Consider the following 1,753-nt stretch of genomic DNA (forward strand, 5'->3'; position numbering starts at 1 on the left):
CACGGGCACGATCTACGCTTAGAGCGGGATCGGACATATCTTGGAGTCGTTCATGCCCCACTTTCGCCAACCATATTTTAAACGGCTCGGCGTTGGGAGATGGGATCGATTGTATCAGGCGTAAAAGCTGTTCGACTGTTGCCACATCAGTGAGGCGCATTTTGCCGTCATTCGCTTTCATTTTCAAACCGTGACAATTTGTCACGGTTTCATTCCCTTCTTTTTTGAGACGCTCTTTGAGTTTACGCCAATACGATTGTGGGTCAATGCTCTCGCTTAAAATTGCTACTACATCGACAATAGAAAAATACCATATTTCAGTATCTTCATCATAACTGCGCCGTATCTGCTTACTTTCGAATACTGCTAATGATGGTTCATCCATTGCAATTACTCCTCACATTATTTTTCTTTATTTTATCCTCACCCGTAAAAAGAGGAGAAAAATATAGCAATTTGCTAGATTATTTTTAATTTCATTAGTGCACGCAGTGCGTGCACAATTTAAAGCTTGGCAAAGTTCTATCCCTTTTTCGATATATCATATACCATTAGATTGTCTCCGCAGTGCAGAGACATTCCTTTCTATACTATTGTCAACTATGGCGAATTCGCCATAATTAAAATTTCCTTTCATTGTACCCCATCGCTCAAAAATAGAGGAAAATATGGCAGGGTGAAAAGTTTTTCATTTCCTTTGTCCGCTTAAACTAGCTATCGTTGCTTGTAAGACTTGCCAACTGATTTTTGCTGTATGATTATCGGGATTAAAGTTGCTAATTGCTTGCTGTCGAGGATGGATATAATTTCTAAAATCTCTTAACGCTGAACTAAATTTTTTTATATCATCTTCAATATAGCTTGTTTCATACGCTACATCAATTAAAGCATTTAAAGTCCATTCATGTATCGGTAAGACTTTCCCATCTTTATTTTTTGGTGCTGATTTTGCACTGTTAAATTCTTTTGGATGTTTTGTCGCTTTATCTTGGAGTAATCCTTCAAGTGTACTTCCACACAAAAATATTACAGCCAATGCACTTCCACTTTTTAAAGATTTTTCTATTTCATCTACTCTTTGCTGTATAACTCTCTCAAATTGAGGATCAATCGCCAACAATGATAAATTTAATTGTGAAAATTCTAGATTAATAAAATTATCTTCTTTTGGCTCTTGGAAAGCTTGTTTACCTAAGAGTTTATTTATAACCTCAAGAGCTATTTTCTTATCATCTTGATCAACTTGAGATTTAACTTCAGCATATTGCAATAATCCTAGTAATACATTGCCAACAGTTTCATCGGATTCAATCTGCCAAAAAGCTCGGAGTCTCTTCATCTTTGAAGTACCATTTATATGGTACTTTTGGTGATTTATATCAATATGATGTTCTTTAAAAAATTCTTGAAATGTAGCATCTGTAAAATCAAGTACATAACCACTTCTATCGAATAGTTTTTCAAATATTACTTTTTCATGAGTTTTTAGATTTGCCATTAATTTTTCTCTTTCTTCTCAATCATATCTTTACCAAATATTTCATACCAATGGATAAACAGTTTTAAATCATTTATCTTAGCCTCTTCGGTTCTAAGTGCAGAAATAAACCCATAAAAAAAGTACCCAACTATTAACGATACAAATAAACATAAAAGAAGCCATTCTAAGGGCAACTTATCAAATACATTATCTGCCATCATCCCGAAAACTGCTATTGCACCAATAAAAAATGGTGTTTTAAGTATCTCAAAT

General features: G+C 34.4%; 3 protein-coding genes. All 3 read right to left on the reverse strand.

Annotation, left to right across the window (positions count from 1 at the left end):
• On the reverse strand, window positions 1-385 hold a 385-nt coding region (locus tag WA010_RS13155), incomplete at its 3' end, for a Bro-N domain-containing protein (RefSeq protein WP_422557572.1).
• Between the two features lie 303 nt (window positions 386-688).
• A complete protein-coding gene (locus tag WA010_RS13160; protein ID WP_422557573.1) occupies window positions 689-1,498 on the reverse strand; it encodes a hypothetical protein in 810 nt (269 codons plus the stop codon).
• On the reverse strand, window positions 1,498-1,753 hold a 256-nt coding region (locus WA010_RS13165; protein ID WP_422557574.1), incomplete at its 5' end, for a hypothetical protein. The genes WA010_RS13165 and WA010_RS13160, both read right to left, overlap by 1 nt.

Origin of the sequence: Sulfuricurvum sp. (assembly GCF_049305995.1) — a bacterium.
In the GTDB taxonomy this organism is placed as follows: Bacteria; Campylobacterota; Campylobacteria; order Campylobacterales; family Sulfurimonadaceae; genus Sulfuricurvum.

Coding starts and splice junctions, on each gene's coding strand:
- WA010_RS13160 (WP_422557573.1), bottom strand. CDS start 1,498: ATGGCAAATCTAAAAACTCATGAAAAAGTAATATTTGAAAAACTATTC.